Origin of the sequence: Microcoleus sp. PH2017_09_SFU_O_A, assembly GCF_020738625.1 — a bacterium.
Lineage (GTDB): Bacteria > Cyanobacteriota > Cyanobacteriia > Cyanobacteriales > Microcoleaceae > Microcoleus.
This window is the reverse complement of the sequence record NZ_JAEQCF010000004.1, coordinates 1-25,833: the sequence shown is the minus strand read 5'-3', so window position 1 is coordinate 25,833 and position 25,833 is coordinate 1. Positions and strand designations below refer to the sequence as shown.

General features: G+C 43.9%; 16 protein-coding genes. 6 read left to right on the top strand and 10 right to left on the bottom strand.

The window, feature by feature from the left end:
• Positions 1-114: 114 nt before the first annotated feature.
• The 6 genes from JGK16_RS02005 to JGK16_RS01980 form a co-directional block, all read right to left on the bottom strand.
• Positions 115-2,049: a tetratricopeptide repeat-containing sulfotransferase family protein gene (locus JGK16_RS02005; protein WP_293175446.1), complete on the bottom strand. Its 1,935-nt coding sequence runs from the start codon at positions 2,047-2,049 to the stop codon at positions 115-117.
• The gene (locus JGK16_RS02000; RefSeq protein WP_293189499.1) at positions 2,042-6,130 is read right to left on the bottom strand and encodes a tetratricopeptide repeat protein; all 4,089 of its coding nucleotides are present in this window, start codon (positions 6,128-6,130) and stop codon (positions 2,042-2,044) included. The genes JGK16_RS02005 and JGK16_RS02000 overlap by 8 nt, the downstream gene beginning before the upstream one ends.
• 24 nt (positions 6,131-6,154) lie before the next feature.
• Positions 6,155-9,019, bottom strand: a complete 2,865-nt coding sequence (locus JGK16_RS01995) for a tetratricopeptide repeat protein (RefSeq protein ID WP_293189501.1) — start codon at positions 9,017-9,019, stop codon at positions 6,155-6,157.
• Positions 9,020-9,665: 646 nt separating this feature from the next.
• Positions 9,666-10,526, bottom strand: coding sequence for a calcium-binding protein (locus JGK16_RS01990; protein WP_293189503.1), 861 nt, complete (start codon positions 10,524-10,526; stop codon positions 9,666-9,668).
• Between the two features lie 1,111 nt (positions 10,527-11,637).
• Positions 11,638-12,510 carry a calcium-binding protein gene (locus JGK16_RS01985; protein WP_293175453.1) on the bottom strand — a complete coding sequence of 291 codons (873 nt, stop codon included), beginning with the start codon at positions 12,508-12,510 and terminating at the stop codon, positions 11,638-11,640.
• A 651-nt stretch (positions 12,511-13,161) separates the two neighbouring features.
• Positions 13,162-13,338: a hypothetical protein gene (locus JGK16_RS01980; RefSeq protein WP_293189505.1), complete on the bottom strand. Its 177-nt coding sequence runs from the start codon at positions 13,336-13,338 to the stop codon at positions 13,162-13,164.
• 1,549 nt (positions 13,339-14,887) lie between these two features.
• Here JGK16_RS01980 and JGK16_RS01975 point away from each other — a divergent pair.
• On the top strand, positions 14,888-15,085 hold the full coding sequence (locus tag JGK16_RS01975) for a hypothetical protein (protein WP_293175455.1): 198 nt from the start codon (positions 14,888-14,890) through the stop codon (positions 15,083-15,085).
• A 755-nt stretch (positions 15,086-15,840) separates the two neighbouring features.
• Positions 15,841-16,041 (top strand): hypothetical protein, encoded by a 201-nt coding sequence (locus JGK16_RS01970; protein WP_293175457.1) that lies wholly within the window; start codon positions 15,841-15,843, stop codon positions 16,039-16,041.
• Positions 16,042-16,343: 302 nt separating this feature from the next.
• Here JGK16_RS01970 and JGK16_RS01965 read toward each other — a convergent pair whose 3' ends face one another.
• Both JGK16_RS01965 and JGK16_RS01960 read right to left on the bottom strand, forming a co-directional pair.
• Positions 16,344-16,886, bottom strand: coding sequence for a pentapeptide repeat-containing protein (locus tag JGK16_RS01965; protein ID WP_293189507.1), 543 nt, complete (start codon positions 16,884-16,886; stop codon positions 16,344-16,346).
• A gap of 31 nt (positions 16,887-16,917) precedes the next feature.
• Positions 16,918-18,105, bottom strand: coding sequence for an RNA-guided endonuclease TnpB family protein (locus JGK16_RS01960; RefSeq protein ID WP_293189509.1), 1,188 nt, complete (start codon positions 18,103-18,105; stop codon positions 16,918-16,920).
• Positions 18,106-18,247: 142 nt separating this feature from the next.
• Here JGK16_RS01960 and JGK16_RS01955 point away from each other — a divergent pair, with 142 nt between their 5' ends.
• Positions 18,248-18,763, top strand: coding sequence for a phosphoribosyltransferase family protein (locus tag JGK16_RS01955; protein WP_293189517.1), 516 nt, complete (start codon positions 18,248-18,250; stop codon positions 18,761-18,763).
• Between the two features lie 293 nt (positions 18,764-19,056).
• Here JGK16_RS01955 and dxr read toward each other — a convergent pair whose 3' ends face one another.
• Positions 19,057-20,247, bottom strand: a complete 1,191-nt coding sequence (dxr, locus tag JGK16_RS01950; RefSeq protein ID WP_293189511.1) for a 1-deoxy-D-xylulose-5-phosphate reductoisomerase — start codon at positions 20,245-20,247, stop codon at positions 19,057-19,059.
• A 295-nt stretch (positions 20,248-20,542) separates the two neighbouring features.
• Between dxr and JGK16_RS01945 the strand changes: the two genes are divergently transcribed.
• The 3 genes from JGK16_RS01945 to JGK16_RS01935 all read left to right on the top strand — a co-directional run bounded on the left by JGK16_RS01945 (position 20,543) and on the right by JGK16_RS01935 (position 25,224).
• Positions 20,543-22,105, top strand: a complete 1,563-nt coding sequence (locus JGK16_RS01945) for a DUF2079 domain-containing protein (protein WP_293189519.1) — start codon at positions 20,543-20,545, stop codon at positions 22,103-22,105.
• A gap of 51 nt (positions 22,106-22,156) precedes the next feature.
• Positions 22,157-23,680 (top strand): DUF2079 domain-containing protein, encoded by a 1,524-nt coding sequence (locus tag JGK16_RS01940; protein ID WP_293189513.1) that lies wholly within the window; start codon positions 22,157-22,159, stop codon positions 23,678-23,680.
• A gap of 104 nt (positions 23,681-23,784) precedes the next feature.
• Complete coding sequence (locus tag JGK16_RS01935) at positions 23,785-25,224, top strand: DUF2079 domain-containing protein (protein ID WP_293189515.1); 1,440 nt, start codon at positions 23,785-23,787, stop codon at positions 25,222-25,224.
• Between the two features lie 83 nt (positions 25,225-25,307).
• On the opposite strand, the gene JGK16_RS01930 is transcribed toward JGK16_RS01935, so the two are convergent.
• Positions 25,308-25,833: transposase (locus tag JGK16_RS01930; protein ID WP_293175469.1), on the bottom strand; the 526-nt coding region annotated here is incomplete at its 5' end.

Sequence of the window (25,833 nt, the reverse complement as noted above, 5' to 3'; positions counted from 1 at the left end):
AAACGATGTCTGCCTCCGCAGACTGAAGAGAACAACCCAAATTTAATCGCCTTTTATTCAACCTGCGGAGGCAGGTTTTGTTTTTATAGACGCGGTTTCAACCGCCGTGTTATCTTATTTCCAATCAAATTTCCGCCCCAAATACTCCTCTAATTCCTGATTGTAAGGTTTAAAATAATCACTCAACAGTTTGCGAACTGACTCATTTACCCGCTGATAAGAACCAGGATTAGCATTTTGGTATTCAGACAATTGATATTCCGGTAAATCTAAAAATGCTAAAACTTGCTGTACAGTCGCCGCCGCACCTGCATACAAATCTTCGCTTTGCAAAACTAACAACTGTTCTCGGGGGAAGAAAGCCAGCCAATTTTTAATAAATTCTATATACCTACCGCGAGCTAAGTAATTCCCAGGCTCTTCGCCGATGATGTATTCTGGGTTTTGATTCAGCCGTTCGATTTCGTCGCTAATTGCCCGATCGAGCGATCGCCCTTCCCAGTTTAGGCCCTTTAAGCGGTAAAAATGAGAAATCGCGCGATCGACCGGATTTCGCAACAGCACAATCAGCTTTACCTCTGGACACGCGCTGTAGAGACGTTCCGGCGCTTCCCGAAAGTCAAAATAGCTCGGACTTGCCTCACCCGTTATAAATTCCCCTCCCTGTGGCATTGGGGGAAAATGGGCCCAATACCAATCAATCCCTCTGTGGAAGTGCCAGGAGAAAAAATCCATCTCCTTTTTAATTGGAGTCAAAATTTGCGGGTGTTCAGCTAAATAAGTGTACAGAGAAGTCGTCCCGCAGCGCTGAGAACCAATAATTATAAACTTAGGAAATTTGACTGGTTTTAAGTTCCAATTTTGTGGCACAGGCATCTTGCCTGTCTCTGTATTTTGTGGCACAGGCATCTTGCCTGTCTCCATATTTTGTGGCACAGGCATCTTGCCTGTCTCTGTATTTTCTGCCACAGCTACATTGCTTGTTCTTTTATTAATAACAGATGCAAAAATTTGTTTGTAACTGACAGTTTGATAACAGCTAATCGCCTCAGCAATTTTGCCTTGCCTCGTCAAAACTTCTCCCAAATTCAAATAAGGCCAAAAAGCCTCCGGTTGAGCATCAACAACTTCTCGGCAAAAGTTCTCAACTCGATCCAGCTTGTTTTGCTGAATCAAAACTTCCCACAAATTGTAATAAAACCACCAAGGAAGATCGGGATTTATTGCCATTGCTTGCAAAAATGCCGCCGCCGCTTCCTCCCCATATTTTTGCTGGCTCAAAACCGCACCTAAATTGTAATAAGACCAGCAATCATCCGGTTTTTGGGCGACTGTGGCGCGGGCTGAGGCTAAAGCGCGATCGCACTCGATGGCTTCGCTAACGCACTTTTGCTGCTCCTGTAACAACCGCTCCAAGTCTGCTGATGACACCCCACAATCTGGGATAATTGTCAAGATTGTTTGGTAAATAATTGTTGCGCTTTTTGGGCGATCGCGCTTTGCTAAATTCTTTCCTAACTGTAAATAAAACTGCAAATTTTCCGGTGTAACTTGCAATTGAAATTGTTGTGATAATGACTTTGAGTCAGACTTTGTTTGTCCGAGAGCATATCCAAGCTTCTCGTAAATTCCCGGCAAATTTCCGTCAATTTGAATAGCTTTTAAATACGCGACAATAGCTTCATCCCACTGTTTTAGTTTGGTCAAAGCGTCGGCTAAATTGTAAAAAGACCAAGCAAAATCTGAGTTGAGTGCAATCTCGCAGCGGTAAGCAGCGACAGCATTCTCCCAGCATTCGAGTTTCAGTAAAGCATCACCCAAATTATGATAAGACCACGAAAAATCTGGATTTAACTCAACAGCTTTTTTGTACGCCGCGACAGCATCCTCCCAGCGTTCTAGTTTCAACAAAACATCGCCCAAACTGTGATGAGACCACGAAAAATCTGGATTTAATTCAACAGCTTTGCGGTAAGCAGCAACAGCATCATTAAACTCACCGCTTTCTTGCAAGGAATTACCCAACTTGTGGTAATCGTGACTATTCATGCACAACTCCTGCAATATTCATTAACTTCTCTAGCGAGTTCATATCCACCCGCATATCTTTATGTCCCGAATATTTATGAGTTTGGTCATCAAACAATTCAGCAATTAAATAGTAATGTTCCAACTCACACAAATTACTAATAGTCCAAAAACAAGTTGGCACATAAATCGGAGAAAAAATCTCAATTACTTTAGTTCCCGGAGTGCAGAAAACTAAATTAGTCAATCCACCTCCGTGGGGTGCGACAACTACCTCAGCCGCAGCCAAACAGGCTGCTTGTTCCGCTACCGACATCATTTCTAACTTAACTGTACTAAACCCAATTTTTTCTAGATAGGCGACAACCTCTTCGTCATTGACTATTCGCCGATAGGATGCTCGATTTCGACTGATATAAATTCGTTTTGAATATTTTGTATTTTGGGAATTATCTTGATTTAAAAATATTCGTTTCAGATATTCGCATTTCCATTTAGAGGTTCCCGAACCACCATCACAAATTGAAGGAACTATTAATTTGTCCGCTGTAAAGTGAGGCAGGTAGCGACTTTCTAAAATTTTATCTAGTGGAATTCCTAAAGTATTTAAACTTTCTTTTTCATAAGACAAATCGCAAGCATTGATAACAAACTTATCAATAGTGTCTATCAATCCGCAGCGCTGCAAAAGCTCGAACCGTGTAACCACATCAAACATCCAGTGAAAATAAGCTGCGCCTCCCCAGCGAGCGGATAAAAAAGCTACATTTCCCTCGATGTGTTCGACGGGAGACAATTTGTCGGATGTTATTACCAACTCAGGACAACCCATTGAAATATCGGTGACAAGTTTATTGTCTGAAGTGATGACGGCGGTAGTAGCAATATCTGCCCAAGCTCGTCCTTTTGGTATGGTAGCAACAAAAGATTTTTTGATATAAAAGATTTCATCTTGCCAACATTTGCTGTTGCTATGGATTGTTCTGGAATCGGATAAATTGATTTCACTTGCAGGATAGATGTCAATGCAAGTAATGTTCGGTTCTGACTCTGCTGTAACTGCTAAGTCGTCAGTAAATCCACAGTGTTTTTGGAGAAAACTCAACGGTAGCATTTTATAGCCTAATCTGATGATGTCAGCTTGATCGACTTCTCCTTGTTGTTCCAAAGTATAAGCGATATGATAGTAAATTCCAAACAAATCTGGTTTGATTTGCAGGGTTTGAACCAAGTTAGATATTGCCTTGTCCCACTGCTGTTGTGCAATAAATATCAAACCCAATCCTTCGTAACACCAACAGGAATTTGGATCTACATTGATGCCTTGCTCGTAAATTGCGATCGCCCTTTCGAGCTCCCCTTGCTCCCGCAGAGCATCGCCCAGCTTCTTGTACAGCCAACTGTGCTCGGGTTCTAGCTCAACAGCACGACCAAAAGCAACGGCAGCTTCTGGCCAATTTTCTTGTTTTTCCAGAACTTCTGCCAAACTATTGTACAGCCAACCATCGGGATTTAATTCAACAGCTTTGCGGTAAGCCGCGGCCGCCTCTTCCCAATTTTTCACTGCAATTAAAGCCTTGCCCAACCTGTCGTAAGACCAACAAAAATCGGGATTTAACTCAATTAACTTGCGGTAACTAACAACAGCCTCCTCCCACTCAGAAAGCTCCATCAGCACATCGCCTAAATTGTTGTAAGTCCAACAAAAATTTGGATTTAATTCAATGGCTTTGCGGTAAGCAGCAGCAGCTTCGCCGTATTGCTCAATCACCTGCCAAGTTTCGCCCAAAAAGTGGTAAGACCAGCTAAAATTAGGGTTGAGTGCGATCGCCTGTTGGTAAGCCGCCGCACCTCGCTCGAACATTTCTTTTTCTTGCAAACTTTTGCCCAACTTGTGGTAAGTTGAGTAGTTGCCAGACTTAATTTTAATAGCTGTTTGATACCGTTCGATCGCCTCATCCACATAACCTGCATCTGCCGCAATATTCCCCAACTTTTCCCAACCCAGAGACAAAAGAGTTTGCTCCTCGCCCAAACTTTCATTGCCGATTTTTTTAACAATCAGTTGATAGCCTTTGTGGACTAATTTTAACTGACTTCCAAACATCTCCAGAAAAACATCAATGCCGATTTTAGTATCTTGCTCCGGGCTGTCGGGAAACGTAAACTGATAATCGTCAAAAATCATCAATCCCCCAACTTTCACCAACCTCCAAGATAAAATCGCATCTTGCAGAGCGCTGGTGGGTTTGTGACAGCCGTCAACGTAAGCAATATCGTAAAATTCTGAATCCAAGTTTACTAATAAATCTTGAGAGTAACCTTCCAATTCAATTACCTTCTCACCAACCCCCGTTTTAACAATATTGCCCTTAAAAGTTTCTTGAAAATATAAATCGATGCAAGTGATTTTGGCAGTCTGATGAGTTAAAATATTATCTAGCAGCCAGCAAGCCGACATTCCTTGAAAACTACCGATTTCCACCACTTGAAAATCTGCAATTCCTGTAAGCGGCTGCAAGTGCCGTTGCCAAATAGGAATATTGTGGGTAAACCAATCTTGAGTAAATTGATAATCTTTCTGTGCACACTCAGGCCAACCCCTCAATGCGCTCGCTTGTTGATGGCAAACGATCGCTTCTTCCAATTCCCCTAATTGCGGTAAAATATTGCCTAAATCATTGTAAGCCTTAGAATTAGTCGGATCGATCGCAATTTGGCTGCGGTAATTAGCAATTTGTACGTATAACTCCTGTTGTTGCGCGCGAACTTCCTTGAGTTGCGCGACAACTTCCGCAGCATTGGGTTCAATCTGCACGGCCATGCTATAAAATACGATCGCACCTTCGAGCTGCTTCTGTTTCGCTAAACTATTGCCTAAATTTATAAAAAAATCAGCTCCATCTAACTCAATTTTTAGCAATTTATGGAAAAATTCCCCGCTACCAAGTGCCTCAATACCTTGACAGAAAGTTGCGATTGTGCTGTCTAACCCCGATTCACTGCGCTTCCGCAAAACATATCCCAACCTCTGATTAATTCCTCTCAAATTAGGTTCAAGTTGAATCGCGCGCAGGAAAGCAGCAACAGCTTCATCCCAGGATTTTTCGCAGGTTAAGGCAATTCCCAAATTGCAATAAAACCAAGGAATATCTGAATTTAGTTCGATCGCTTTGCGGTAGGAAATAACAGCTTCTTGCCACAGCTTTTTGTGAGCAAAAGCTTCTCCTAGATAATTATGCGCCCAATAGGAATTATTATTAATTGCCAGAGTCTGGCGGTAACATTGAATAGCTTCATCAAACTCACCTTTCTGCACAAAAACATTGCCCAAACCAAGGTAAGCACGAGCATAATTAGGATTGAGTTCAATGCTTTTGCGGTAACAGGCGATCGCCCGATCGCCTTCTCCTCGCTCTGCCCAAGTTTGACCCAAGCTGTGGTAAGATTCAAAAGAATCTGGATTGATGGCAATGGCTTGTCGGTAATTGGCGATCGCCTCATCCCACCGTTTCTGTGCGACCAGCATTTCGCCCATATTGTGATAAGCTGTTGCCAGTTGCGGGTCTAGTTCAATTGCCTGCGAATAACACTCAGTAGCGCGATCGAGCTTTCCCAATTCAACTAAACTATTTCCCAGAGTGACGTATTCCTCAGCCGTTGCCCAATTTGGCTCGATCTTGAAAGCTTGATACCAACAGTCTGCCGCCTGTGCTCGCCGATCCAACTGCATCCAAATTTTCGCCAACAGCCGATAAGCCGCGGCAAAATTCGGTGCTAGGGCGATCGCTTTTTCACAACTTGCGATCGCCTTTTCCCACTGTTTTCCTTGAGAATACAAACTGCCTAGATTAGCATACACTTCCGGCAAATTCGGATTGCGATCCAGTGCCGCTTCATACCACTGTTTAGCCTGCTCGACTTCACCTTGAACCTGCATTACCTTCCCAAGTGTCTGACAAGCCACCGCCAAATTCGGTTCAATTTTCAGCGCTGACTCGCAAGCAGCAACTGCCTCATTCAACCTTCCTTCAACCAAATAAACTTCTGCTTGCCGATTCAAATCAACCGCTGCTTTTTCCATCTTCTCAATCGAGGGCATAAATAAACTTACTCCAGACGCCAGCTAACGCAAACCAACTACTTCAACCATCCTTTTCAGCGAACTCAAGTTCACCAAAATATCCTCAGTCAGCGAATTTTGATACATTAACTGTCTAATAGGATAACATTCAAAAGCCTCACCAGCTAAAAAGTAATGTTCCAACTGCAAATATTGACTAATTCCCCAGTAATAATGACTGATATAATGAGGCGACACCAACTCAATTACTTTAGTTCCAGATTTACCAAAAATCGTATTTGTTAACCCGCTACCGTGGGCAGCAACTATCACCTCAGCATGGTAAAAATGAGCAATTTGCTCTGCCAAAGACATCGACTCAGGTAAAATAGAAACAAAGCCCGATCGTGCCAAAACCTCAACCACATCTTCCTCGTTCAAAACTCTGCGATATCTGGCTTTGCTGCGACTGATGTAAATGCGCTTTGGATAACTTGAACCAGGTATAATTCCCTTGAGAAACTCCCGCCTCAAAAAATCGATCGCCCATCCGGACGGCCAGCCCAAATATCCCGCAAAAGAAGGTACAATTAACTCTGTTGCTTGCAGGTGAGGAATGCGATCGCTCTCCAAGACCTTTTCCTCGGGAATTCCCAGAATCCGGAGACTTTCCCGTTGAAATTCGTGCTGACAACTATTCACCAAAAACCAATCAATTTCCGCCAAATCCCTACCGCTGCGCCGCAGCAATTCTATCCTCGGCAAAACGTCCACCATCCAATGAAAATAGACATTTCCCGATAAACCAGAAAGCACCGCCACGCTGCCGTCTATCTGCTTTAAAGGTGGAAAGGATTCTAACTTAAAAACGCTATGTTTTCTGATATCATGCTTCTCGCATCCCGGCAACAAACCCGGATAATCTCTCGACACATCAGCCAGCAAATAATTATCAGGAGTCATGACAGCAATCGCCTTGCAAATCAGCCAATAATTTTGCTGCGGCACAATCCAAACTCGCCCGTTGGGAATCTGTGCGACAAAAGTTTTTGGGGAATCCACAGGTATCGGCTGCGAGTTAGACAAACGGCAAACTCCCCAACCCAAATGCACCGGATCGAACCACTTAGAAATTCTGTGCAAACACAGCCCGCAAGTTAAACCGGCACAATCGGAATTTGCCAACTGCGAATTAACAGAAAATTTAGAAGTCTGAATATTTTCTACCCTGGCTTCTGTTGCAGATTCCCAAACAATTTCCACATAATTGCCAGCATCCAACTTAGCATTAACCAGCCAATCCCAACTCGATAAATAAATACCGCGCGGACGTTCTAAATAATTGCTTTCTGAGGATATAAAAGTCTGTTTCTCCCACTGTTTGGGGTCTCCATACCCGTGCAATTGCAACTCTAAAACCTGTTGATAATAATCGATCGCCCTTTCCAAGCGTCCCTGTTTTTCCAGCAGTTTCGCTAACTCAAAATAAACATGAGGTAAAGCTGGTTGAATTTTCAAAGCCATGCGGTAAACGACAATTGCCGGGCCGAATCGGTGCTGCTGGGCCAAGCAATTTCCCAGCCGCCAGTAAAGCTCTGCATTTTTGGGCTGAATTTGCAAAGCTTTTTGATAATAAGCAGCGGCTGATTCATATCCGCCATACTCTGTTAAAGCATTCCCTAAATGCAGGTAAATTTCTGCTAAATAATCGCATATTTCACCAATCGGTAATTGGGCATCGGGAATTGGGAATTGGGCATCGGGAATTGGGAATTGGGCATCGGGAATTGGGAATTGAGCATCGGGAATTGGGAATTGGGCATCGGTAATAAATCTTCCTTCTTCCTTGTTCGCTTTTCCTTGTTCCTTGTTCCTTGTTCCTTCTTCCTTCTTGCTTCCAGTTAGCGCTTTCAGAAATCGATCGCACGCAGCGATCGCCCTTGACAACTCATCATCCTCTACAGTGGCAACTTGCCTCGTTTCTCCCAAACGGCAGTAAGCCTCAACAAATTCTGGCTTGAGAGCTACCGCCTGCTGAAAATAAGGCATGGCTTCGGCAATTTTGCCCAAAAACATCAAAGAAAATCCGGCGTCTGTATAGCCGGAAATATGTTGGGGATTGAGTTCGATTACCCGATCGAAACAAGCAACCGCCGCCAAATGTTCCCCCTGCAATTGCCAAGCTTTCCCTAGATTGTAGTGAGCCAAAACCATCTCCGGCGCTAGCTCGATCGCGCGACGGTAAGATGCGATCGCCTTTTCGGGACTTTTTTCGTGGAACACCTGGCCCAAATTATTGTGCGGCGTTGCCCACTCCGGCTTAATCTCGATCGCCCGCTGGTAAATCTCGATCGCCTCAGCAGGGCGATCTTCCTTCAGCAAAATCACGCCCAAATTGCTGTAAGCTTCTACATAATCGGGCCCGAGGGCGATCGCCTGACGGTAGCTATCAATTGCCGCTTCTAGCTGATTATTTTCATTTAAAACCACAGCCAGATTGAATACAGCAAGTAAATAATCGGGTTTTTGGGCGATCGCCTTTCGATAACAGTCGATCGCCCCCAACAAATTACCCTGATTGTGAAAAACATTTCCCAAGTTATAATTTAACTCCGGCCAGTCTGGCTTCAACTCCAGAGCTTTGCCGTAGTGAAAAGCCGCCTCATCCAGCCAGCAATACTCACTGTAAAGTTGACCCAAGTAAGCATGGGCCAGCACAAACGTTGGCGAAATCTCCAAAGCTTGCACAAAAGCATCTCTTGCTGCCGTCGGATCTCCGCTCGCTTCGAGGATTTCGCCTAAAGTGGTGTAAGCTAGCGGCGAAAATGGCTGTAGTTCGATCGCCTGATGGCAAAAATCGATCGCCTGACTTAACTTTCCCTGCTTCAAATAAACTTGGGCTTGCCGGATGTATTCTTGAGTGGTCATTGCTTGCCGTGCAGTTGCGGTTGCTTTACCGCTTCAGGAAAACTTATAAATTCTGATTTGAAAGTTTGATATTTTCAGACTATCTATATTTTAGGCGATCGGGTTCACAATTTTTATTACCCGGAGATCCTCGTAAATCCCCCTTAAAAAGGGGGACTTTGATGAAGTTCTTGTCCCCCCCTTTTTTAAGGGGGGCTAGGCAGGGTGGTTTTATTGTCGGGAAAAGAAATCTGAAACTACCAAAATTATCGCTCAAAGATTGGCTCACGCTTGGGCGAAGGTACGTAGTTGCGCTTCAGCGCTCTTTATAAGATTAGGAAAGAGCGCCCAAGCGCAACTACGTACCTAATTTGTGTGACCACAATAAAACCACCCTGCTTTTTAAGGGGGAGTAGCGGGCAAGCTAAGGGGGGATCTGGCTTAACCCAAGGGTCTTGATTTATATTTTGTGCGATCGGGCAAAATATTAATTCGGTCGATCGGTGTTGGTCGATTTTTTTTAAATGATCTTGCTTCACTTGAGCCCTTGAATATTTCAACCTCACCCCGCTGTTGGCAGAATGAGGTTGAAATCCTTTCAAACTATCAGCTTTTGTGAGAACAGCCCCGGATAAAATCCGGTGTCGCCCCACAACCGCCAGTTGTTTTAGAACAGCTCGAAGTTGTTCGAGGTAATAGTCAGGCCAGGCTGCAACTGAGCAACCTGTAACACTCCGTTGCCACCGTTGAAGAACAACGCACCGTTTGTCGGGTCGTAGATCAACTTGTTACTGGTGGATCCTGGGCTGCTGGCGCTGAAACCAGAAACGACGACAAACTCGCTCGCCTCGAAGCTGCTGCCCAAACCAGCGAACACACCGCCCTGCTTCAAGCGAATCTTATCTTCACCCGGTGTAAAGTCAGTGATCGTGTCTATGCCCTCTAATGTACCGGTAACGACGGAGGTGGCGAAGTAGAACGTGTCGCTACCAGCACCGCCAGTCAGGACATCGCTGCCTCTGTCGCCAGAGATAAAGTCGTTGCCAGCGCCACCATCGACAGTATCGCTGCCTTTACCGCCCCAGAGGGTATCGTTGCCATCGCCACCGCTGACAGTATCGCTGCCTTCGCCGCCGAACAGGGTATCGTTACCAGTTCCGCCGAGTACGAGATCGTTGCCTTTGTCTCCAGAAACCAAGTCATTGCCAGCACCGCCGTCGAGCTGGTCATTCCCTTTGCCGCCAAAGATTCTATCATCGCCGTCACCACCAGAGACAGCATCGTTGCCACTGCCTGAAACGAGGGCATCGTTACCGCTGCCGCCGCCGAGACTGTCATTGCCGCCACCGGAAAAAATGATGTCGTCCCCACCGTTACCGGCGATGACATCATCGCCCCCAAAGGTCAGGATGATATCGTTGAGATTGCCTGCACTTAATCTGTTTGCGCCTGTGGTGCCGACAACACTGGAGCCGCCAGCTCCTGGCAAAGAAACTGCTGGTTGTGTTGGATTAGTTACCTGTGTCATTTACACTCCTCCTAAAAGATGAATCACTTTTCTACAATACACTTTTCCCTCCAAAGGGATTCAATAAATCGAACCGGACATCGGTTGAGACCCTAATTGACCCGGCTGCTATAAGCTGTCATGTAATTTAATTTTTGACATACTCACCGCCCTAAAAGTGCGGTGATTCTTGACGCTTCATCGACTGATGCTGGTCGTAGTCTTACTCTGTCTCTGCGTCCGTTTAGAGTCTCCCAATGCCCTATGGCGACTTTTTACTCTGCTATCCTACGGTTGGAGCTAACCATTGCCCTTATAGCCGTCTCTAAGTTTGCCCGCATCGTAGCTGTTTCAACGCGTCTTGGGCCTAGAAATCTTTTGAGTGTTGTTATATTACAGGCTTTGCCAATAAAATTAGGAACAATTAAAACCGTCCTAAAAGGACGGGGCTTGTATCCCAAATTTTTGGTCAGCAGGGAGCCGGGAACCGCGAGTTGAATCTTGTATTCGTTGAGCAGCAAGTATCAGTTGTTTTCTGCCTTGGACTCTCGGCTCCATCACTCCCTCCTCTAGCACGAAAATATTCCACTTAAACGTTTGTGAGTCTACCATACGTACCTTGGGTGCGGCTACTTATTTTTTACAAGTCTAGACATTTGCTTCTTACTTCATCGGGAGCATGGGAGCGGTTATCCCTCGGTAAGCTTTCACGATGAAAGCCAAGCGCGATAAATTAATTGCTCTCAAGATTGAGAAATTGCACCGCAGTCCTTGGCAACTGTCGATCGCCCGAAAGTTCGATCGCCCGCAATCGAGCTTAAACTGAGTTGCGATTTTTCAGTAGACTCTGAATCACGAGACTTTTAAGTTCCGCCCAGAGTTCCCGAAAAATAAAATTTGTTGAGCAGCACATTATTCCCTGGAAATTCAGCCCATCGGCGTGAACCCCCAGAGTTATGATTTGAGATTTTTATACTCTAAGATTATTTATATTTTGGCGATCGATTTGGCGATCGATTACTTAAGCACATAGCATCACTTTCTTAAGATTGAAGCCTTCAAAATTGTCAGACTGCCGCGTGAGAACAGCCCCGGAATCTGTCCGGTGCTGTTCTGGCAAGAGCTAGTTTTTCTAGAACAGCTCGAAGTTGTTCTTGCTGACAGCAGTGGAGCTAAGATTGAGCCCCGGTTGCAGTTGAGCCACAGTCTTCACTCCGCCGTTACCTGGATTGTAGTACAACAAACCGTTTTGCGGGTCGTAGACGATCTTGTTCAAAGTATTTGCTGGTGCGCTTCCGGGAGCAAAACCAGCAACCACGATAAAGTCGGTAGCATCGAAAGAGCCACCCAAACCAGAGAAAGCATTGCGATCGAAACTGAGTTTATCTTCACCGGGGTTAAAGTCGGTAATTGTGTCAATTCCATAATCGCCACCAACACCAGCAAAGTAGAACGTATCGCTACCGGCGCCGCCAGTCAGAAGGTCAGATCCTCTGTCGCCAGAGATAAAGTCATCCCCTCTCCCACCATCGACAGTATCGTTCCCTCGACCGCCGAACAGACTGTCGTTGCCGTCACCGCCCAAGACGATATCATTGCCGTCACCGCCCAAAGCAGTATCGTTACCCGATCCGCCAAGTACCGTGTCATTGCCCCGATCTCCGGAGACGAAATCAGCACCATCACCGCCGTTGACGAGATCGAAACCTTTACCGCCGAAGAGTGTGTCGTTGCCGTTACCACCATCGACTACATCGTTGCCTGTACCAGCGTAGATAGTATCATTGTCGCTGCCACCACCCACACTATCATTGCCACCTCCTGAAAAAATCAGGTCATTCTCACTGCCACCAGCAATGATATCGTTGCCCCCAAAAGTTAGGATGATATCCTCTTCGATCGTTCCACGTATCCTGTTATCGCCTTGGGTGCCGATAATATCAAGTCCACCCCCACGATTTTCAACTGCCGATTGTGGCTGAGTTGGATTAGTTACCTGTGTCATTTACATTCCCCCCCTAAATTATTTTTTCTACTTGTTCCCTTCAACGGGATTTCATCAATTAAACGGGACATCGGTTGAGACCCAGATTGACCCGGCTGCTATAGGCTTTCATGTACCATTTTTAATGGGACTATGCTCTTTGATAGAACTTGCACGCCAGATGGCAAATAATGATCGATCGCACAAATTGCGATCGTCAGGATTGCGTAATAATTAACAGAGTGCCATTTCTTAGTACGCTTCAATCAACCTGACTGTTCAGTTAAAATATTAGTTCCCCAAAAAAACAAAAACACTAGATTTATCTCCAAAGCATTAAGCAGCAAGGTTTTAGAGGCCGAAATGAGTTATCCCCACAAGTTATCTGTGGGAATGGCCCGTGCATAAGATATTTTCTGTCATGGGAAGCACGTCAACGCAGCCTTCCACAACAAATCAATAGCAGCCCTTTGTAAAAGTGTCAGTGCTGCCTAAGTCTTAGGTAAGTTGGAATACAGCTATATTTAAAAAATTAATTTTATAAATTATAGTTTTCAGCAATTATTTATTGCTAATTGCTAATTCCGACGCGCTCGAACACAATAAATTAACAATTAGCAATTTCCCGAAAAAATCGTTGGCATTCATAGACAAGCTGTACTATTTACCCGCTCAGTGTGATTCTAAGTCTGCTGGTGACCCGTTGACATAGCTCTGGCTGTCGTAGCTGTAGATGTGAGCGTCAGTTTGGAAAAGATAATTGATTGAACTAGCTGCATAGTAGGTCAGCACTAGCAGCGACACTGCGTTAAGAATTCCATAAATTCGCTTCTCAGACATTTCGTTCATTTTCACTCCTAGGGTTTGTGCAAATAGTGAATTTTGATACTGTGACGGCACTTTTTTGGGGAAGTTCCCAAAAATGCAGCACCAGATCAAAATTCCATCGCTCGCCTTATAAACTCACTCGTTATTCCTCCCATAAAACAAGTCCTGCTTGAGACAAGCAAGAGTTTTGTTGGCTATTTCATATTGAAGTCTCTGCCTTTAATTGTGTATCTAACTGTGGTAAGAGTTTCGGACTTGTGGCGATCTCGAACTCTACAATTTTCTGTTGGAAAGCTGCTACAATCTGTCAATATCTAACATCAAAAGCTTACAGGGTAAAAAGTATAGCTTTTTATCAAAAACCAGCAATGATTTTCGCCAATTCGATTAATGGTACGCAGAAGCCGGAAATAATAAAAATCATTAAGTTGTCAGCCGAACGCTAAAATATGTCTGAAGTTATACTCTTGCCAGCAAGAGAACGTGTTAAATTTCCTGTTAAGTTTGAGCTTGGTGGAGGTGGCAAGATAATTTATGACTGAAAAAATTTTGCGGTCGCTGTCCAAAATCGGGGTCTCACACTTTTGACCAATAATTTCATCAATCCCAAATCGAAAATCGAAAATCCTCTCTTCCCCCGAATTTATCCGTGGGGTCGCCTCTAAAATCTAAAATCTAAAATCTAAAATCGATTGACTGAGTGGCAGCCTTAAATCACAATCTCACCAAATAACAGCAGGCATCAAAAAACAGAAGGCAGAATTTGATAGCGGTAAAAACATACTGTTTTAGGATTCAGTATTTTTATTATCTGATTCCACCTTCTAGATGCCACGTTTTGTAATAAAACAAGATGATTTACTCGATGGGAGGAGCGAGGAATGATGATTCAGGCAAGATGACTAACTATGTTTGAGTCAGTTACTTCCACAATTTACTATAATTTTTGCTCTGCTTTAGCTTCTTGTTCAACCGACTTTCTGCTACTAATTTGAAACAGGGATAAGGGTAGAACAATAGGCCAAACCAGGGGGCCGAGTAGTAAGGCCACCCAAGAGAGCAAGTCTTTTTTGGATGTTGAAGTATCGTTCCAAAAAACAATGAACCAAACCACAAAAACGATTAAGGAAACCGAAAAGTAGCCAATAATGAGCATTCTTTTACCTGCCTGCCTATAGATGGGGTCGAAGTATTGATAATTTATTGTATCTCAGGCTGCGGCTCGCCGATCGCAACTGGAGGCCTTGGTGAGGAGTGTTGAAAACGAACAGTTTTACCAGTCTGGGAGTCCACAGCCTAGGATGTCGGAGGCACACCGACGAAACCACCAACAATCGCGCTCAAAGTCTTGCCATCAGGAGTTTTTGAGGTTTCGTCTAACCTGGAGGCTACCGCCACAATCACAGCCAATGCGATCGAGGTCTCTCCTTTTAAGTGATTTGACTCACGTACACTTAGAGATTTAGATCACAAGCAGATCTCAGAAAGATCACAGAGCTTACCCGACGGCCATCACCCTACTCTGTTCTCAAATGCTGGATATTAGAATAGCCGAGTTCAACGAGATTTCATGCAAACTCTGACTTTAAAATCCGATCGCACGATCGCTGAACTATTTTATCAAGTCACGCATTCGGGCAATCTGAGTCGTACCGAAAGTCACGGACTGCGTACACTTTGTGAAAGCGCTCTGTGCGAAGACGATCGAGATGCAGTCAACCGCCTACTTCACGCTATCCGCCGCGGATGGGTCAGAATTTCCGATTAGTACCCTCAGACAGTAAGTTTAGATTGGTAGTTCTACTCTGTCTGGTGTAAAGCTTTGCCCGCAAGTAAGATTTCCGTGAGTAGGTCTCTCCATTAACCCTCTCAAAAATATTTTTTGTTGCGATCGTGGCGATCGCACCCGGTTTCTTGAAGATGCCGGGATTTTTGATGCAAAACCGTTAACAGTCCTTAGTGCTGTCCCCGCACGCGGACAGTAGTCAGTAGTCAGCAGCGGGCACTCATTAAGTATATCTACGGAAAAAAAAACTACACAAAGATACCCAGTAAATGCAAGCAAAGTGGGTTTCCCAACACCGTAAAAGTTTTACGTTTAATATCGGTTGATTTAGTTAGGAGTAATTACTTAGTAGTCATCGCAAAAAAAAGGCAGTACATTGTAGGTGTTTTTCAGCGTCAAGATCGCTCATATACAAAAGAGTAAATGAGTGTTCTCACCCCTCAACGCATCTATGTTTATTGGTAAGGACATACTTAGTGATTTGTTAAATTAATATTAATTTGTTTGTCAGCAGCTTTTAACAAAAAACACAGATTTTGGAGTTACTAAAAAGGAGGAATCGGGACGGGGTTTGTGTTTCGAGATGCTCTCTCGATCGAGGAAACATCCGCTCCCCAAGTCCGATTGACACAAATCACCAATCAAGACAGAATCGATCACATTTACTGGCGTATTTGAATCACATAAATATTTGGAAAATCAGTCAATAATGTCAAAAGTGATTTCAAAAAAAACCAATGATGACCCAAACGTTTTTACCTCAATTTACGATTGCAGAGCTAGTGTTTCAGGTATATCACTCCGGTCTGCTGACTCCCACTCACCGACAACAGCTCAAGAGTGCGCTATTAAATGACTGTCTTACCGAAGAAGATCAAACAGCCATCAACCGCTTGCTCCACGCGGTTCGCCGGGGCTGGCTGAAAGTTGTAGATTAAACTGTTACCCAAAATTTTGCCACTTCTCTTTAAATGCACTGTCAATCAATTTGAGATTTGAGATTTGAGATTTGAGATTTGAGATTTGAGATTTGAGATTGTCTCAACAGATAAATCTGGAGATTGAACTTTGATCTAAAATTTTTGACTCTCCACTAGGCGAGTCTCGGAGGCCTGTCTCCGTTTTTGGGCGGGGTAACCTGAAGATCGAATTAAATCCCCTCAATAAAATCTGGAATTAAGCTAAATGTAGGGTGCGCCACCAGCACCCTGCGGTTTTAAATTCTGTGTTGCAAGCTTATTTACTCCGAGATTGTGCCGTCAGGCATCATAGCTTCTCTCAGATTCGCCTCCTTCCAATTTGTCCCGCGCAAAGAAGCTTGATGCAAGTTTGCTCCCCTGAAATTTGCTCCCTTAAGGGAAACTCCGCTCAAATCTGCTAGATGCAGATTTGCACAAATCAGGTTAGCTCCGCTCAAATCTGCTCCCTTCAAATTAGCTTTTTCGAGATTTGCTTCTGTCAAATTAGCCCAACTCAAATTTGCTTGAGTGAGATTAGCATGGCTGAGATCGGCTTGTGTTAAGTTGGCGTCAGTTAAATTTGCTTGAGTCAGGTTGATTCCGCAAAGTTTTACTTCTGTCAAATTGGCACCTTGCAAGTTAGCGTTAACTGCATAAACTTGAATCAAAATTGCCCGTTGAAGGTTGGCATCTCTGATGTCTGCACCCCTCAGACTCGCCCCCGTTAAATCTGCCCCGCTGAGTACGGCACTCCGCAAGATAGCTCCGCTCAAGTTCGCTCCCACTGCATTGCATTCGCCAAAATTAGCCGACTTGACATCCACCCCGGCGTAAACGCACGGGGATTCCTAAGACTCACGACTTAGGTTTCTGCTTCCGTCCACTAGGGGTTTTCGCACCTGCCTTAACAGATTTACTCTGTTCGGGTCTTACAGTCGCTCCACAGACTGACACGGCAAGCCCTGCCGCCAAAATGTTATGAGCTGCATTGATATCTCGGTCATGGTGAGTACCGCACTGAGGGCAATCCCATTCCCGGATATTCAACGGCATCTTTTCAACGATGTGACCGCAATTGCCACATCGTTTAGAACTCGGAAACCAGCGATCGATCTTAATTAAAGTGCGACCGTACCAATCGCACTTGTAGTCAAGTTGTCTGACCAATTCCCCCCAACTTGCATCACTTATAGAAGCAGCAAGTTTCCGATTTTTAACCATATTTTTCACAGCTAAATCTTCTACGGCGATGGTTTGGTTTTCACGCACCAACCGCGTTGTTAACTTGTGAAGATTATCTTTCCTTGCATCAGTGATTTCTTGATGCACTTTCGCTACTTTAAGCCGTGCCTTTTGACGGTTGTTTGACCCTTTTTGCTTGCGACTTAAAGATTTCTGCGCTCTTCTAAGCTTGTGATACTTGGCCTTGAATCCTTTGGGATTGGCAATCTTTTCGCCGTTGCTCAGTGCAAGCAAGCTTGTGATTCCTAAATCGATGCCGACTTGACTGTCTGTTTTAGGTAGTGCTTCAATTTCAACATCTACCAACAGAGAAACTGACCACCTACCTGATGGTGCAAGCTTCACGCTTAAGGTTGATGGTGTTGCACCATCAGGTAGTGTCCGGCTCCAGCGAATCGGTAACGCTTGGGTATTTTTTGCTAGGTAAACTTGTCCATCTCTGAACTTAAATGCTGACTTGGTAAATTCTGCACTACCACCATTGCGTTTCTTTTTGAAGTTGGGGTATTTCGCCCGCCCGTCAAAAAAGTTAGTATAAGCTGTTTGTAAATGTCTCAAACACTGCTGCAATGGCACACAGCTAACGTCATTGAGGAAATCTAATTCCTCAGTTTTTTTCCAATCTGTCAGCATACTAGAAGTTTCAGCATACGCTACCCGTTTTTGGTCTTTGTACCAAGCTTCAGTCCTCGCTGCCAAAGCGCGGTTGTAGACCAAACGGATACAGCCCAAAGTACGTCGCAACAAACTTTCTTGTTCCGGCGTTGGGTAGAATCGATAGCTGAAGGCTTTTAGTGTCATGCTTACCTTGAGTGCGCTATTTTCACATACTAGCACGTCTTATGTGAAATAATAAGTCTTAACAAAAATTTAAGTAAAGCCGTCCTATAAGGCGATGCACTGAGCGTAGCCGAAGTGACGGGGTTTCTAACCCAATTTTATGATGAACGACCTTTACATTTCTTGGTCTGAGTACCACCGAAAAATTGAGGATTTGGCTGTAAAAATTGATGAATCTCAATGGAAATTCGATCGCATTGTCTGTTTGGCGAGGGGAGGGCTGCGCGTCGGCGATACTCTGTCGCGGATTTTCGACAAACCTCTGGCGATTTTAGCGGCCTCGTCCTATGGTGGGGCGGAGGGAAAAGTCCGGCGGGCGATCGAATTTGCGCGGGATTTGACAATGGTGGGCGATAATTTGGGCAGCCGGATTCTGCTAGTTGACGATTTGGTGGATTCGGGAATTAGTTTAGAGCAAGCTATTGTTTGGCTGAAGAGTCGTTACGGCGAGGATATTCAGGAAATTCGGACTGCTGTGCTTTGGTACAAGGCTTGTTCTGTGGCAGTGCCCGATTATTATGTAGATTATTTGGCTGACAATCCTTGGATTCATCAACCTTTTGAAATGTACGAAAAGATGAGTGCGGCTGATTTGGCGGCGAATGTGGGGAGTTACTGAAATCCGCCCCTAGGCGTGTTTTGTTTGAAGTTGCTCTTTTACCCAAGCTCGAAATGCTCTGATTGTTGGGCTTCTTCCTTGGGTGTTGCTGCGATCGACATATTGGGGAATTATATCAATAATGGGAAAATATAAGACGGCGGTTGAAACCGCGTCTACAAAAACGAATTCCGCCTCCGCGGAATGAAGAAATAAATGAAGAAAATCGCGTAATTTTCACCATCTTATCTTCAACCCGCGCACCATCCGGGTTTTGTTTGTATAGACGCGGTTTCAACCGCTCCATCTAAGAATCAGCGAACCGAAAGAATACGATCGCCCAATTCCATGCTTTTTGTCAAAACTTCCTGCCGCGCCCACCGATCCGCAGCCAAAATATCATCTAAAGCCGGACTTTCACAGTTATCAGCTTGATGTTTGTCGCACACCTTTTCAATCAACTTCGGAATATCCAAAAATGTAATCTTTTCCTCCAAAAATAGCGCTACGGCCTGTTCGTTTGCCGCATTCAGCACCGCCGGCATCGAACCACCGGCACGTCCCGCCGCATAGGCTAACTGCATACAAGGATACTTTTCGTGATCTGGTTCTCGGAAAGTTAAATCACCGGATTTTACTAAATCTAGCTGCGGCCAATCTGTCTGAATTCTTTCCGGCCAAGACAAAGCGTAAAGTAGGGGCAAACGCATATCCGGCCAGCCCAATTGTGCCAAAACCGATGTATCTTGTAGCTCAATTAACGAGTGAATGATACTCTGGGGATGGATGACAATATCAATGTCATCATAATCCATGCCGAACAGGTAATGAGCCTCAATTACTTCTAATCCTTTATTCATCAAAGTAGCAGAATCAATGGTGATTTTCTGCCCCATCGACCAATTCGGATGTTTCAAGGCATCGGCGACTGTTACTTGTGCTAATTTGTCGATCGGCAAATCTCGAAAAGAACCGCCCGAAGCTGTGAGAATAATTCGGCGCAACCCTCCCGCCGGTATGCCTTGGAGGCATTGAAAAATTGCCGAATGTTCCGAGTCTGCCGGCAATATTTTAACCCCGTATTTTTCGATCAGGGGGTTGACAACGGGGCCGCCGGCGATTAATGTTTCTTTATTGGCTAAGGCGATATCTTTGCCTGCTTTGATAGCGGCAATTGTTGGCAGCAAACCGGCACAGCCAACTATGCCGGTGACGACGGCTTCAGCATCGCCATATTGGGCAACTTCGACAACGCCTGACTCGCCAGCAAGTAAAATAGGTTGAGGGTCGAGATCTGCGATCGCGCTTTGCAATTCCTCTAATTTATCTTCGTCGCAAATCGCGACAATTTCTGGTTTAAACTGGCGAATTTGTTGTGCGAGTAACGTTACATTTCGTCCGGCGGTTAACCCGACAATCCGAAATTGTTCCGGGTATTGAGCTACAATATCCAGAGTCTGAGTGCCGATGGAGCCTGTGGAGCCGAGAAGAGTTATTGCTTTCACAATTTTTTAAGGTTTTGTGGATTATTCTAATATTACGATTACCGGAACTAAAATTAGCGGTTAACTATGCCGCAATACGGTTCAATTAAGACAGATCCCCCCTAACCCCCCTTAAAAAAGGGGAGTAGGGGGTGGGACAAGAATGCTCTCAAAGTCAACCCCTACTCCCCTTCTTAAGGGGGATTTAGGGGGATCTCCGGCGCATAAATAGTTTTAAGTGAACCGTATTGAACTATGGCGTGGTAAGCATATTTGAAGGAATCATATTTTGAGTCGTCAGTTAGTGCCAGATTTCATGGAAAATGGGGAAAATTTTGCTGATGACCATGAGGATATCGGCGTTGGAATCGGGGAAAATATAGAAGAAGGTCGATCGCGCTTACCGTCGAGTTTGGTTTGGGCGATCGCCATTGCTGCTACAATTTTCTTTGCCTGTAGCAGTTTGCGGCACGCTTTATTCCAATCCACAGCCTTCGATTTGGGAATTTTTGACCAAGCAATTTACTTGCTGAGTCAAAACCAAACGCCGTTTTCTTCCTTGATGGGTATTCATATTTTGGGAGATCACGCTGCGGTAATCTATTATCCGCTGGCTTTGCTGTACAAAATTTACCCGGATGTGCATTGGCTGCTGTTGGTACAAGCAGTTGCTTTATCGCTGGGAGCCTGGCCTAGCTGGAGTTTAGCGCGTTTGGCGGGTTTAAATCAAGAAGAGTCTCGTGCGATCGCCCTAATTTATTTGCTCTATCCGGTGGTATTCAACATCAACTTATTTGATTTTCACCCGGAAGTAATCGCTTTACCCGCACTGTTAGCAGCAATTTTAGCAGCGCGCTTAAATAAACTGGTGTGGTTTTGTACCGCAATTCTGCTGGTGTTAAGTTGCAAGGCAGTTTTGTCTATAACCGTTGCTGCTATTGGCTTCTGGTTATTTGTTTGCGAGAAAAAACAACGATTTGGGGCGATCGCACTTTTACTCGGTGTAGCATGGTTTTTGATAGCTTCCCAAAAAATCATCCCCTACTTTAGCGGTAGCGAAGTCGCCGGAGTCGGGCGTTACAGCTATTTAGGCAAATCAGTCCTAGAAATCATCATCAACCTCATATTAAAACCACAGCTAGTATTAGGAAAAATCCTTTCCTTCGACACATTCAAATACTTATTTGTCCTCACCTTACCCGTAATTTGGCTGTTGCTGCCATTCTCCCGCAAAAGCAACCTCAAATATTTAACATCCCTAATTCCAGCCATCCCTACATTAATTATCAATATCCTCTCCGATTTACCATTTCAACGCAGTTTAGCTTATCAATATTCAGTGCCAATTGTCCCATTTTTAATCTTAGCAATTATCGCCAAAGAACAAGCAATAAAAAATACAAACATACTCAATCAACCGTTATCTAGCGCACCAAATACCGCAAAGCTACAATTTAAAAACATCCAAATTCGGCAACTTTGGCTGGGAATGCAATTACCCAAAGCAATGATAATTTGGTCATTAATAATATTCCTATTGCTGGGAGAATCCAAAGACTTTATTCTGTACGCAAATAGACTAGATACCTGGCAAGCCACACGAGAAGCAATCGCCAAAGTTCAACCCCAAAGCAGTATTTTAACAGATAATAGACTTGCTCCTCACTTTGCCCATCGCCCCACAGTCAAACTACTTTCACAAACTTCACCTCAAACAAATCTAGCTGAATTTAAATACATATTATTAAATCTCCGCCATCCCTGGCCAGATACTGAAAAAATTGGTAACACCTTAGCAAATCAACTTAAAAACGATCGCGCTTTTCAATTAACTTATCAAAAAAACGAAGTTCTACTATTTAAACGCATCGCCGATTAAACCAAGAAAATGCTAACCTTACAATCCCCAAAATCCCATCCAGTATTGTTAATGATTGTCGTAACAACGATAATTTTATTTGTAGCCAGCAGCGCCCGCCACGCTTTATTTCATTCCACTGCCTACGACTTAGCCATTTTTGACCAAGCAATTTACTTAATCTCCCAAAATCAAACACCATTTTCCTCATTAATGGAAATCAATATTTTAGGAGATCATGCTGCCTTTATCTTCTATCCCCTAGCCTTACTCTACAAAATATATCCCGATGTTCACTGGCTGTTATTCGTGCAAGCTTTTGCCCTAGCCTTAGGTGCTTGGCCTAGTTGGAGTTTAGCACGTCAAGCGGGATTAACTGAACCAAAGGCGATCGCCATTTCAGCCATGTATCTGCTATATCCCGCAGTATTTAACGTCAATCTCTTCGACTTCCACCCCGAAGTCATAGCAATGTCCGCCATTTTAGCAGCAATCCTAGCCGCCAGACTGAATAAAACATTGTGGTTTTGTGCAGCCATCCTCTTAATCTTAAGCTGCAAAGCCGTGCTATCTTTGACAGTCTTGATGATGGGAGTTTGGTTATTCTTCTTTGAGAAAACCCGCAAGTGCGGACTCATTGCTATATTTCTCGGTGCAGCCTGGTTTTTGATAGCTACTCAAGCAATCGTACCATATTTCAATCAAGGCAAACAACACGCAGGTGTCGGGCGATATCAATATTTAGGAAACTCAGTTTTGGAAATTGCGATTAATTTAATCTTGAAACCAAATCTCATTTTAGGCCGTTTGTTTTCGACTGATACTTTCGGATATTTGATTTTGTTGTTTTTCCCTGTAATTTGGTGGCTTTCCCCGCGCCACCTGTCACCATTAATAGGTGCTTTTCCCATGCTAGTGATGAATATTCTTTCGGATATTGACGCCCAGCGAGATTTGATTCACCAGTATTCAGTACCGATATTTCCTTTTGTATTAACCGTGGTAATCTCTACCATAGCAGACAGACAGCAAAGAGGCAATAATTTTTGGAAAAATGCCGGAAATTATCTATGGAATCACCGCAATTTGATGCCGCGAATTTGGAAGCCAGTCTCGAAACGCATTTCGATTAAATCTGTCAAACATATCTGGATGCGCCGCCTGTGGATTCACCGCAGTTGGAGGTGGGGAAAATTGCTATTTGCTAATGTGTCTAAATTGTTAATTTTGTGGTCGTTTTTGAGTTTCTTAATTTTAGCAAAGTATGGATATTTTGGGACAATTTATTTAGAGTCTCTCGATACTTGGCAAGCGACGCGGCAGGCAATTAATAGAGTGCAAACTCAAGGCAATGTCTTAACGGATAATTCCCTAGCAACTCATCTCGCTCATCGTGCAACAATTAAATTGTTGCATCAAGTTGCCAACGGACAAAGTTTGAATGAATTTGAGTATGTGCTATTAAATATGCGCCATCCTTGGCACGATACTGCGGATACTGCTGCGAGTGTCGTGACTCAACTGAAACAATCTCCTGCATTTAAAATTAGCTTTCAGCAAGATGATGTTTTTTTGTTTCAGAAAATCAGCAATTAGTAGACTTATTGCAATTATTCATTGATAAACCAACCGCAGATTTAAGGCAAATGCAACACAGACAGACGCAGATAATTTTAAGATAATTTGGGAATGAATACAATATGAACAATTTTAAGCTAAAATATCATCCAGTAAGTTGGCAAATCGCCCTTTTCGCCCTAATATTTTTTCTATGCAGCAGTGTACGCCACGCCCTGCTTGAATCCAACGCCTTTGAGCTCGGAATTTACGATCAAGTAGCGTATCTCATCAGTCAAGGAGAAACGCCATTTTCCTCATTTCTGGAAATTCACCACCTGGGAAATCACGCCGCTGGGGTGATGTATCCCGTGGCTTGGCTGTACAAAATATATCCCGATGTTCATTGGCTGTTGTTAGTGCAAGCAGTCGCCCTGACATCCGGGGCTTGGCCGGCTTGGGGTTTGGCCATTCAAGCTGGGTTAAAGAATAGTATAGCTTGGGCGATCGCCTGTATCTACCTTTTTTACCCCTTAGTCTTCAATGTCAACCTCTTCGACTTCCACCCCGAAGTCATTGCTTTACCCGCACTGCTAGCAGCAATCCTCGCCGCGCGGCTGAATAAAACTCTGTGGTTTTGTGCTGCCATCGTCTTAGTTTTGAGCTGCAAAGCCGTGTTATCTTTAACTGTAGCTGCGATGGGATTGTGGCTCTTATGTTTTGACAAAAAACGCAATTGCGGGCTGATAGCTCTATTTCTTGGCGTAGGTTGGTTTCTGGTAGTTACTCAGGGAATTATACCATATTTCAATCAGGGAAGAGAACACGCGGGAATCGGGCGATATCAATATTTGGGAAACTCGGTTTTAGAAATAGCTGTTAATTTAATCTTGAAACCAAATCTAATTTTAGGGCGTTTGTTTTCTGCTGACACTTTTGAATATTTAGCCTTATTAATATTACCTGTAATTTGGTGGATTTCGCCACGGCATCTGACACCTTTAATTAGCGCTGTACCAATGTTGGCGATGAATATTCTTTCGGATATCCCCGCTCAACGAGACTTGATTCATCAATATTCTATTCCGATATTGCCGTTTTTGTTGGTTGCGGTAATTTCTAGTTTAGCAGATAGGAATCAGCACCAGGGAAATACAATCTTTGATAAATTGCCAATTCCTAAATATCAATTACCGAGAGTGATTGTAATTTGGTCGTTAATTGGTTTCTTAGCTTTAGCGAAATACGGCTATTTTTGGACTATTTATGTAGATTCCCTCGACACTTTGTCGGCTAGCAGAGAAGCGATCGCCCTCGTCAACACAAAAGGCAGTGTTTTAACCACTTCTCACATGGCTCCGCACTTAACGCACCGCCCTGTAGTACGCTTAACTCAGGCTCAGACGCCTCCTGGAAATCTCGCAGAGTTTGAGTATGTCTTGCTAAATCTGAGGTATCCTGGCTGGATGAGCGATCGAGCTTTTGTGCAAAACCTCATAACTCAACTCGCCAACCATCCCCAATTTACACTCAAATATCAGCGGGATGACATTTATCTATTTGTCCAAAACGCTAATAAATGATTTTATATCATCTCATATCGAGCGACATAATATTTTACCTGGTCAAATTGACGCTTAATAGCTGGTAAAAGTATAGTCATCTATTACATGACATGGGAGGCTTCAATTCCCTCCCCTTTCACTTTTACTTCGAGCGGATTAACCCGCCTCGGCTGAGCTACGCAGCTCTCTATCCCATCGCCAAAGGCATTTGGGATTGCTTTTCTCAAAATATTATAAGATCCATTAACATCAGCATTAATCAATCGACCGTCTGATGTTTTGTACAATCCTCTCTTAATTCGCTTTCCACTAAATTTGGCATCCTGGGCGCCAATATTCCCATAGACAGGAATTGGATCTAAATTTAAAAAATTCGATTTGGAAGTATAGGATTCTTCTTGTTCTATCACTTTTATTCCCATCAATTCAGCTTTGTATTTCAACATTTCAATTAGTCGAGCATGAGGAATGCTGACAAAGTTTTGATTTGTTTTCTTGCCTAAATTGATCTCATTTTTCCATTGTACGTTTTTGCCAATTACTAGCGTCCCTATCTTTTGTGATGCGAGCAGATTGACTATCTGCCGACTGGCGTGGTGCAAGTAATTATCCACTTTTTGATGGCGA

Bases quoted from the DNA above. Each gene is read 5' to 3' on its own strand.
- JGK16_RS01990 (WP_293189503.1), bottom strand. From the start codon at position 10,526: ATGACACAGGTAACTAATCCAACACAACCAGCAGTTTCTTTGCCAGGA.
- JGK16_RS01940 (WP_293189513.1), top strand. From the start codon at position 22,157: ATGATTGTCGTAACAACGATAATTTTATTTGTAGCCAGCAGCGCCCGC.
- JGK16_RS01970 (WP_293175457.1), top strand. From the start codon at position 15,841: ATGATGACCCAAACGTTTTTACCTCAATTTACGATTGCAGAGCTAGTG.
- JGK16_RS02000 (WP_293189499.1), bottom strand. From the start codon at position 6,130: ATGCCCTCGATTGAGAAGATGGAAAAAGCAGCGGTTGATTTGAATCGG.
- JGK16_RS01955 (WP_293189517.1), top strand. From the start codon at position 18,248: ATGAACGACCTTTACATTTCTTGGTCTGAGTACCACCGAAAAATTGAG.
- JGK16_RS01985 (WP_293175453.1), bottom strand. From the start codon at position 12,510: ATGACACAGGTAACTAATCCAACTCAGCCACAATCGGCAGTTGAAAAT.
- JGK16_RS01975 (WP_293175455.1), top strand. From the start codon at position 14,888: ATGCAAACTCTGACTTTAAAATCCGATCGCACGATCGCTGAACTATTT.
- JGK16_RS01980 (WP_293189505.1), bottom strand. From the start codon at position 13,338: ATGAACGAAATGTCTGAGAAGCGAATTTATGGAATTCTTAACGCAGTG.
- JGK16_RS02005 (WP_293175446.1), bottom strand. From the start codon at position 2,049: ATGAATAGTCACGATTACCACAAGTTGGGTAATTCCTTGCAAGAAAGC.
- JGK16_RS01935 (WP_293189515.1), top strand. From the start codon at position 23,785: ATGAACAATTTTAAGCTAAAATATCATCCAGTAAGTTGGCAAATCGCC.
- JGK16_RS01995 (WP_293189501.1), bottom strand. From the start codon at position 9,019: ATGACCACTCAAGAATACATCCGGCAAGCCCAAGTTTATTTGAAGCAG.
- JGK16_RS01945 (WP_293189519.1), top strand. From the start codon at position 20,543: ATGGAAAATGGGGAAAATTTTGCTGATGACCATGAGGATATCGGCGTT.
- JGK16_RS01960 (WP_293189509.1), bottom strand. From the start codon at position 18,105: ATGACACTAAAAGCCTTCAGCTATCGATTCTACCCAACGCCGGAACAA.